We start from the raw sequence: 9240 nt of genomic DNA, 5'->3' as shown, positions 1-9240 counted from the left end.
GCTGCGCCCCGCCGACGATGACCACCGTTTTGGCCATGGCAAAGCAGAAGCCCTGGCCGGCATGGCGCAGGCCCTGTTCATCGGTGTCAGTGCGGTGCTGATCGGGGTACAGGCGGTCGAACGCCTGCAGAGCCCGCAACCTTTGGGGGATACAGGTACAGGGATCGCGGTGATGCTGTTGTCGCTGGTGCTCACCCTGGCCCTGCTGGCGCTGCAGCACAAGGTCATCCGGCTGACCGGTTCAACTGCGGTGCGCGCCGACTCCCTGCACTACCGGTCGGACCTGCTGCTTAACAGCAGCATCCTGCTGGCCCTGCTGCTGGCACGCTTTGGCTGGCCGCAACTGGATGCGCTGTTCGGCCTGGGCATCGCGTTCTATATCCTCTGGAGCGCGTTGCAGATTGCCCGCGAAAGCACGGCCATCCTGATGGACAAGGAACTGCCCGGTAATGTCGGCGAGGCCATGGCCGCACTGGTGCTGGCCATCCCCGGGGTGAAAGGCGTGCATGACCTGCGTACGCGGGTGTCGGGCAACCAGTGGTTCGTGCAGTTGCACCTGGAACTGCCGGGGCAGCTGCCGCTGCATCAGGCGCATGAGCTATGCGTCGAGGCCTCAAGGGTAATCCGCCAGCGTTATCCCCAAGCGGATGTGATGGTGCACGCGGATCCTGTGTAAACCTGCAAGGACGCTATCGCCGGCAAGCCAGCTCCCACAGGGCCTGCACCGGCCTCGATGCATGCACAATGCCGGTGGGAGCTGGCTTGCCGGCGATAGCGCCTGGGCAGGCCGTACACCTCGATCAGTTGATGCTGTACCCCCGCCCACTGAAGCAGGCGCCCAGCGCGCGGCGATAGTTATCGGCCACATTGACCGGCGGCGCATACGGCGCTGTCGCCGGGTCGAACCCTGACTGGCTGACCGCCCAGCGATGGCACTGGTAGCGGTCCTGGTCCTGCTGCTCCTGGCCCTGGCCGTACATGGGGTAAGCCACCACGTCATAACCACCGCTCGCCGACGCGACCGCCACCGGCGGTGGCGCTACGGCAGGTGGGTTGACCACCACGTACTCGCGGCTGTCGGCCATGTACTGGTAATAGGTATCGGCCACCAGGAAAAACAGCGCCCCGCCCAACCACACTTCACGGGCATAGGACGGCAGGTACTCCACCCTTACTCCATAAGGCGGCGCCACGACGATGTATCGGCCACCGTGCGGACGGTACCAGTAGCCACCGGAATAAAAGTACTCCTGCCCGCGATAAGGCACTTTCCAGTAGCGATCCGCAAAGCGCTCCACAGTCTGCCCCGGACGGTACTGCGGCCCAGGCCCCCAGCCATTGCCATGGCCATCCGGGCGCCCCTGCCAGTCCCCGCCGGGCCGTTGCCCCGGGCCACCTGCCTGCCAGTGGTGGTCATCGCCGTGACGGAGCGGAATGTCCTGGTAATACCCCTGCCGTGGCGGCTGGGTCTGGCGTACCTCGTCGCGCGAGTTCAGCGAACGACCGGGCCCACCCTCCCCTTGCACCTGCTGGCCGTGTTCGCCATGCCCCTCGCCCGGCCCTTCGGCCAGGGCCCCGAGGCTGATGCTCAAACCCAGCAAACCAACACCTGCCAACTGCCAGATGCGCGACTTCATGTTGTGCCTCGCGGTATATGAAACGGCCTGCCGCCAGTCTACCGCGCCTGCATCCCCGGCGAATGAAATCGCAGCCATGAAAAAAGGGAGGCCGCAGGGCCTCCCTTCAGGAATTGTCGTCCGTGCTCGACGCTTGTGGCGCCGGCTCACCTCACACCGTCTTCTGGAAGGTGTGTAGCCCGGGAGCCTGCAGATCCTGGTTGGATGGCTGGCCGCGACCGCCCGTCTAGAGCGCGTCGCCGTGGACTGATGTCCGGGCAGTGATTCTGTTGATAAAGATACCGGACCCACTGCGACACAGGATTGCGAAGATTGCTCAGATAAATAGCACTTGCGCAATTTTTAACCCTGGATTGATAATTCGCCGCAATCTGAACAGAAAAGGCAAATGCCATGAGCAAACTTGACCGCTACGACCTGAGCATCCTCGCCGAACTGCAGCGCGATGCGCGCATTTCCAACCAGGAACTGGCCGAACGCATCGGCCTGTCGCCTTCGCCGTGCTCACGTCGGGTCAAGCAATTGGAAGACGACGGCTACATCTCGCGTCAGGTAGCCTTGCTCGACCGCAAGAAGCTGGGCCTGAGCCTGACCGCCTACGTGCTGATCGGCATGGACCGCCATACCCCTGAACGCTTCGAAACCTTCGAGGCGGCCATTCGCAACTTGCCGCAGGTGCTCGAATGCAGCCTGGTGACCGGCATGGATGCTGACTACCAGCTGAAAGTGGTGGTGCCGGACATGGACCACTATCAGAAGCTGCTCCTGGGCAGCCTCACCCGTATCGAAGGGGTTACCAGCGTACGGTCGAGCTTCGTGCTCAACCAGGTACTGGCCAGCACCGAGCTGCCATTGACCCACCTGCGCTGATTGCCTGCGCCCGCTGGCGTATAATCGGCTGCTCAGCCTGCCCGGAGAACAACGATGGATCCCGCCGTATTCGAAGAATGGATGATGATCATCCTGGTCACCGTGTTGATCGGTTTCATGGGGTTCATCGTCTGGGACCTGGCGAAAAAGTCCAAGGCGGGCAAGTTCGGGACGCTGATACTGTTCTTCGTGTTGGGCCTTGGGGTGCTGGCCTTTATCATCAAGAGCGTGGTGGTGGGGTTTCTCGAAGGGGTGTAGGGGCTTTGGAATGCCGGGAGCGCTTTGCGCTCCTTTCGCGACACCAGGCCGCTCCTGCAAGGGATCGCACGATGCCTGGGCTTGCGATCTAACGCTGCAGTTTCGCCGGGACTTCGCGCCAGCAGCCCTGCTCCAGCCCATCCAGCGCCCAGTCGCCAATCCGTACCCGCACCAGGCGCAAGGTGGGCAGCCCTACCGCCGCCGTCATGCGCCGCACCTGGCGATTGCGCCCCTCGCGAATCACCAGTTCCAGCCAGTGGGTCGGCACACTTTGGCGAAAGCGTACCGGCGGGTTGCGCGGCCACAGGTCTGGCTCTTCCAGGCGCCGTGCCTCGGCCGGCAAGGTCGGGCCATCGTTCAGTTCCACACCGTCGCGCAAGCGCTGCAACTGCTCGTCACTCGGCTCGCCCTCTACCTGCACCCAGTATGTCTTGGCCAGCTTGTGTTTGGGGTCGGCAATACGGGCCTGCAGGGCGCCATCGTTGGTCAGCAGCAGCAGGCCCTCACTGTCGCGGTCCAGCCGCCCGGCCGGGTACACGCCCGGGATGTCGATGAAGTCCTTGAGGGTCGCGCGCCCTTCTCCGTCGCTGAACTGGGTAAGCACGTCGAACGGTTTGTTGAACAGTATCAGGCGCGGCTCGGCCGGTGGCGCCTTGGCCTGGCGACGCGGGCCGGCGGCAGGCCGCGCCTGGGGGCGGCGCGGCTTGTTACGGGGTGGCAGTGACATGGATCCTCAGCGGAACGGCGGCTCATCGAAGCTGCGCAGTTTACGCGAGTGCAGCGAGTTGAGCTCGGTGCGCAGCAGGTCGAGGGCAGCAATGCCGATTTTCAGGTGCTGGCTTACCGCTCTGTTGTAGAACGCGTTGGCCGAGCCAGGCAGCTTGATCTCGCTGTGCAACGGCTTGTCGGAAACACACAGCAAGGTGCCGTATGGCACGCGCAAACGGTAACCCTGGGCCGCGATGGTGCCGCTTTCCATGTCCACCGCCACGGCACGCGACAGGTTGATCAGCGGCCGCTCCTGGGCCCAGCGCAGCTCCCAGTTGCGGTCGTCGTAGGTCAGCACGGTACCGGTGCGCAGGCGCTTCTTCAGCTGCTCGCCGCGTTCGCCGGTCACCTGCGCGGCGGCCTCCTGCAAGGCCAGCTGCACTTCGGCCAGGGCCGGGATCGGAATGTTCGGTGGTACTACCCGGTCGAGAATACCGTCGCGGCGCATGTAGGCGTGCGCGAGTACGTAGTCGCCAATGGTCTGCGACTGCCGCAGGCCGCCACAATGACCGATCATCAGCCAGCAGTGGGGACGCAGCACGGCCAGGTGGTCGGTGATGTTCTTGGCGTTGGACGGGCCGACACCGATGTTGACAAGGGTGACGCCATCGCCGTCGGCGGCGATCAGGTGGTAAGCGGGCATCTGGTAGCGGTGCCAGACCACGCTGGCCACCAGCGCCTGGGTTTCGCCGTGATCCATGGCTTTTTCGATCACCACGTTGCCCGGCAGCACCATGCGCACGAAGCGCGGGTCGTCACGCAGCTGTTCAAGGCCGTGGCTGATGAACTGGTCGACATAACGGTGATAGTTGGTCAGCAGGATCCATGGCTGCACATGGCGCCAGTCGCTGCCGGTGTAGTGCACCAGGCGACGCAGCGAGAAGTCGACGCGCGCGGCATCGAACAGCGCCAGCGGCAAGGTATCGGTGCTGTCCCAGTCATACAGGCCATCGGCGATATTGTCGGTGGCGGCAGACAAGTCGGTGCTTGGGAACACCCTGGCCAATTGCGCGGCGGTGATGCCGCTGCCAGCCAGCTCGTCGCCCTGGTCGACCACGTAGGGGTAAGGAATGTTCTGTTCACTGACGCCAACCTCTACCGTGACGGTGTAGTCGTGCATCAGCGGGCGCAGTTGCTCCAGCAGGTAGCCACGAAATGCCGCTGGCTGGGTGACGGTGACGCTGTAGGTGCCGGCCACCTGAACCTTGGCGTAGGCGCGCGTTGTAGCCGCGACTTCGCCGTGGCTGAAGTAGGTCAGGCGCAGCGCCGGGTAGCGGAACAGGTCACGCTCTTCGGCGTCCGGCTCGGTACGGTCCTTCAGGTAACGCTTCAGGGCCTGGCTCAGGGCCCCTGTGGCCTGTTCGTGCAGGGCCGCCAAACGGTCGACGGCCTGTTCGGGAGTATCAACGACTACAAAAGCGTGGCTCACACTGTGCTTCCTGTCTGGACATGCATGTGAAGCATCTTGCCTGCGTTTCGTGGCAAATACATCCCCGGTGGTCAGTCCCGGCCTCATCGCCGGCACGCCAGCTCCCACAGGAACTGCAGAGCATTCGACACCGGTGCACTACTTGTGGGAGCTGGCTTGCCGGCGACAGGGCCCTCACAGCCCACTCAACCTGGCCAGGTGGGTGTTGCCCTGGCCACCAGGGCCTGCACATCAACACCGCGCGGCAACGCCCCGTACACCCGCCCACCACCCGCCAGCCGGCTACCAATGAACGCATCACTGACCAACGCATTGCCCGCCTCCAGCAACAGCTTGGCCTGCAATGCCAAGGCAATATCCTCGGTCAGCTGCCGCGCCCGGTACTGCAGGTCGCCCGTATCGGCAAATGCCCCCTTCAGGTTACCGATATGCGCCGCCAACCGAGCATCACCGTGCCCATCGCCCAATTCGGTGAACAAGGCATCGAGCACACCGGGCTCCTTGGACAACGCCCGCAGCACATCCAGGCACTGCACATTGCCCGAGCCCTCCCAGGTCGAGTTGACCGGCGCCTCGCGGTACAACCGGGGCAGGATGCTGTCTTCCACATAACCCGCGCCGCCCAGGCACTCGGCGGCCTCGTTGATCATGGCGGGTGCGCGTTTGCAGATCCAGTACTTGCCCACCGCCGTGACCAGCCGGGCAAAATGCGCCTGCTGCGGGTCGTCCAGTTGCTCAAGCGCCTGTCCCATGCGCAGGCTCATGGCCAGCGCAGCCTCGCTTTCCAGGGCCAGGTCGGCCAGCACGTTCTGCATCAGTGGCTGCTCGCTCAGTGCCCGCCCGCCGACCTTGCGGTGCGCGCAGTGGTGAGTGGCCTGGGTCAGGGCCTGACGCATCAACGCGCTGGAACCCACCATGCAATCGAAGCGGGTCATGGAGACCATTTCGATGATGGTCGGCACCCCACGTCCTTCTTCGCCGATCATCCACGCCAGCGCACCGCGGAACTCCACTTCGCTGGAGGCGTTGGAGCTGTTGCCCAGTTTGTTTTTCAGGCGCTGGATATAGAACTGGTTGCGGCCGTCATCGGGGCGATGGCGCGGCAGCAGAAAGCAGCTGAGGCCTTTCTCGGTCTGCGCCAGGGTCAGGAAGGCATCGCACATGGGCGCCGAGCAGAACCACTTGTGGCCCACCAGTTCGTAGGGCTGACCGGGACCCGCGATGCCCACAGGGTAAGCCCGCGTGGTGTTGGCGCGCACATCGGTGCCGCCCTGCTTCTCGGTCATGGCCATGCCCAGGGTGACCCCGGCCTTGTGCCGGTCGCCGATGTTGCGCGGGTCGTACTCGCAGGCGAGGATTTTCGGCAGCCAGTATTCGGCCAGGTCCGGTTGCAGGCGCAGCGCTGGCACGGCGGCGAAGGTCATGGTCAGCGGGCAGCCGGTGCCGGCTTCGGCCTGGCTGTGCAGGTAGGTCATCGACGCCCGTGCCACATGGGCACCTGGGCGGGGCTCGGCCCAGGGCAAGGACGGCAGGCCGTGTTCGACGGCGGTGCGCATCAGCTCATGGTAGGCCGGGTGGAATTCGACCAGGTCGATGCGGTGGCCGTAGCGGTCGTGGCTGCTGAACTCGGGTTTGTGTGCGTTGGCGAGGAACCCCGCCTGCATCAGCGGGCCACCGGCCAGCGCCCCGTAGGCATCGATCCGCGACTCGGCCCAACCGGCGCCAAAGCGCCGTGACCATTCCTGCAGCGGCAGGTCGTGGCGGTACAGGTTGGCACCGTCGAGGGGTGGCGGCTGATTGGTGACCTCGTGGGTTTCAGCGTACTGGTGCAGGTTCATCGGGGGCTCCTGGATCCGGGTAGGCTTGAGAGAACCAGTGAAGCACTGCCTGCGGGGTTGGCAAAGTGGCATTCGTGACTAAAGGTGTGGTGGTGGGGGCAGGGGTTGAGGTGGTGTGGGGGATGGTAGGCGTCTGTCTTGGGCATGTGTCAGGGCTGACAGGTGTTCGCCTTGAACAGGCATCAGGGCTGGCAGGCGTTCGCCACAGCACATTCAGCGCCTGTGAGATCGAGCGCCGCCCGCGCGGCGCATCGCCGGCAAGCCAGCTCCCACAGCTGTTTCGGGCCAGTTATTCCTGCCTCCTCCGCACTCGCGCCCTTGGTGCATGGCTGGGGATTGCAGAAAAGCACAGGCGACACTTTCAATATCAAAGGGAACAAACAAGGCGGGCAGCGATGAATCACAGGAGGGACTGGCCCGAAACAGATGTGGGAGCCGGCTTGCCGGCGATGCGCCGCGCGGGCGGCGCTCGTCAAAGCGAACGCCGCGCCTGCAGAATCGTCGAGCTGACCTGCACCTGCGAAACCGCCATGTTCAAACTCAACTCGAACCGGCTCCCCAGCCCGCGCGTCGATTCATGCGCCAACCGCGCCCCGAGCAGCTCTCCCATCTGCCGGCAAATCGACAACCCGATCCCCAACCCGCCATAGCGCCGGGTCATCGAGCCATCCACCTGGAAGAACCGCTGATACAAGGTCGACTGCTCCAGGTCATCAAAGCCGATGCCACTGTCACTGACGGTAAAGGTCAACGCCAGATCGCCCGGCCCCATCCGGCGACCGCGCACCTGGATCATCACCCCACCCTGATGGGTGAACTTCAGACCGTTATCTACAAGGCACCCCAGGCAGCGCGCCAGCTTCTGCCCATCGCCCATCAGCCCATCCGGCAGATCGGCCGGAATGTCCAGGCTGATATACAAGCCTTTGCCCAAGGCCTGTCCGGCATAACCTGCGCGCAGGCTCTGCAGCATTGTTCGCAAGCTGAACGGCGCCGGCTGCGCGCGCAGGCGGCCGGCTTGCAGCTCGGAGAGCGTAAGAATGGCATCGACCATGTCCATCATGCCCTGCGCCGACCCCACTGCCGTACGATGGTACTGAGCCATCTCGGCCTCCATCGGCAGGGTGTGCATCAGCTCCAGCGAGCCGATCACGCCATTCATCGGGGTGCGCAATTCATGGGTCACGCTGGCCAGGAATTCGTCCTTAAGCCGGTTGCTGCGTGCCAGTTGCAGGTTCAACTGTTCCAGCGTGCGCCCGGTCTCACGCAAGGTCTGCGCCTGCTGCTCACGCAGGCTGTTGATACGGTCGGCCAAGGCCAGCGACAGCAGTGCTACTTCCAGCGCCGAACCCAGCTGGCTGGCATACATGGTGATGAACACGTTCGGCAGATAGCCCAGCACCATCAGGGTGTTGACCAGGCCACCCAGCAGGAACGCCGTCCAGGCGATGATGAACCAGCGCGCCACGCGCAAGCCGCGCCACCAGGCGAACAGCCCGGCGCTGAAGATGCTCACGGTGAACAGCAACGCCAGCAATGTAGCCATCCGCAGGGCAGTGCCGTAGGGCATGCTCACCGCCAGCACCATGACCAGCGCCCCGCCCAGCATCAGCAACTGCAGCAAGCGGTCGAAACCCCGGCTGATGTTGCCCAGTTGCAGAAAGTGCCGCGCGAACTGGCAGCCGAACAGGCCTGCGGCACCGATGAACAAGGGTGTCGAGGCATTCGCCCACCATGGGCTGTCGGGCCAGAAATAGGCAACGCCCGCACCGTTCACCGAGACCTGATAGAACCCGAACGAAGCGATATAGAGGATGTAATAGAGGTAGCTGATATCCCGCACGCTGAGGTAGATGAACAGGTTGTACACCAGCATCACCAGCAGCACGCCATAGATCATGCCCAGCACATACAGGCGTGTGGGTTGATCTTCCAGATAGGCCTCAGGCGACCACAGCGCCAGCGGTGCCTGCACGGAGCCCTGGCTGTGCAGGCGCAGGTAGGCGGTGGTGACCTGGCCAGGCGGCAGCTGCAACTGGAACAGGTAGTTGTTCTGCCGTATCTGCCGGCTGGCGTAAGGCAAGGCATCACCGGTGCGCTGGGCCAGGCGGTAGCCACCCTGGCGATCAGGCAGGTATAACTCGAGGTGATCGAGGGGTGGGTAGGCCAGTTCCAGCAACCACTGGCGCGGGGCGGCGCCGGCCTCGGCGAGGGGACGCAGATCGACCTTGAGCCAGAACACCGAAGTGGAATAACCGGCGTTCAGTACCTCCTGGTGATGGGCGCGAAAGTTCTTGCCGAACCCCGGGGCGCTGACCTGGGCGATGCTGGCACTGCCGTCGAGGTCTTCATAGACCTGCAGCGCCTTGCCCAACGGAAGGTGCCGGGTAGCGTTGTCGAAATCGACCGCTCCGGCCAGCACGGGCAGCAAGCCCAGAAG

Annotated in this window: 8 protein-coding genes; 3 read left to right on the top strand and 5 right to left on the bottom strand. The window is 64.1% G+C overall.

Going from position 1 to position 9240, the window contains the following annotated elements; all coding sequences use genetic code 11:
• Window positions 1-676: cation diffusion facilitator family transporter (locus tag HP547_RS24000; protein WP_172287811.1), on the top strand; the 676-nt coding region annotated here is incomplete at its 5' end.
• Window positions 677-800: 124 nt separating this feature from the next.
• Here the strand turns inward: HP547_RS24000 and HP547_RS23995 are convergent.
• A complete protein-coding gene (locus HP547_RS23995; protein WP_172287809.1) occupies window positions 801-1637 on the bottom strand; it encodes a DUF6515 family protein in 837 nt (278 codons plus the stop codon).
• Between the two features lie 393 nt (window positions 1638-2030).
• On the opposite strand from HP547_RS23995, the gene HP547_RS23990 reads away from it, so the two are divergent.
• Together HP547_RS23990 and HP547_RS23985 are read left to right on the top strand one after the other, a co-directional pair.
• On the top strand, window positions 2031-2507 hold the full coding sequence (locus tag HP547_RS23990) for an Lrp/AsnC family transcriptional regulator (RefSeq protein WP_003249795.1): 477 nt from the start codon (window positions 2031-2033) through the stop codon (window positions 2505-2507).
• A gap of 54 nt (window positions 2508-2561) precedes the next feature.
• Complete coding sequence (locus HP547_RS23985) at window positions 2562-2765, top strand: DUF2788 domain-containing protein (protein ID WP_003249787.1); 204 nt, start codon at window positions 2562-2564, stop codon at window positions 2763-2765.
• 88 nt (window positions 2766-2853) lie between these two features.
• Here HP547_RS23985 and HP547_RS23980 read toward each other — a convergent pair whose 3' ends face one another.
• The 4 genes from HP547_RS23980 to HP547_RS23965 form a co-directional block, all read right to left on the bottom strand.
• Window positions 2854-3492, bottom strand: a complete 639-nt coding sequence (locus tag HP547_RS23980; protein WP_256676408.1) for a pseudouridine synthase — start codon at window positions 3490-3492, stop codon at window positions 2854-2856.
• Between the two features lie 6 nt (window positions 3493-3498).
• Complete coding sequence (gene amn / locus HP547_RS23975) at window positions 3499-4962, bottom strand: AMP nucleosidase (protein ID WP_172219922.1); 1464 nt, start codon at window positions 4960-4962, stop codon at window positions 3499-3501.
• A gap of 185 nt (window positions 4963-5147) precedes the next feature.
• A complete protein-coding gene (locus HP547_RS23970; RefSeq protein WP_172287806.1) occupies window positions 5148-6800 on the bottom strand; it encodes an acyl-CoA dehydrogenase family protein in 1653 nt (550 codons plus the stop codon).
• A gap of 472 nt (window positions 6801-7272) precedes the next feature.
• Window positions 7273-9240, bottom strand: a 1968-nt coding sequence (locus HP547_RS23965; RefSeq protein ID WP_172287803.1) for a hybrid sensor histidine kinase/response regulator, incomplete at its 5' end; no start/stop codon positions are given.

It is taken from the genome of Pseudomonas sp. CM27, assembly GCF_013179515.1.
Classification (GTDB): domain Bacteria; phylum Pseudomonadota; class Gammaproteobacteria; order Pseudomonadales; family Pseudomonadaceae; genus Aquipseudomonas.
Note: the sequence above shows the minus strand (reverse complement) of the source record. Positions and strands in the feature narration are given on the sequence as shown.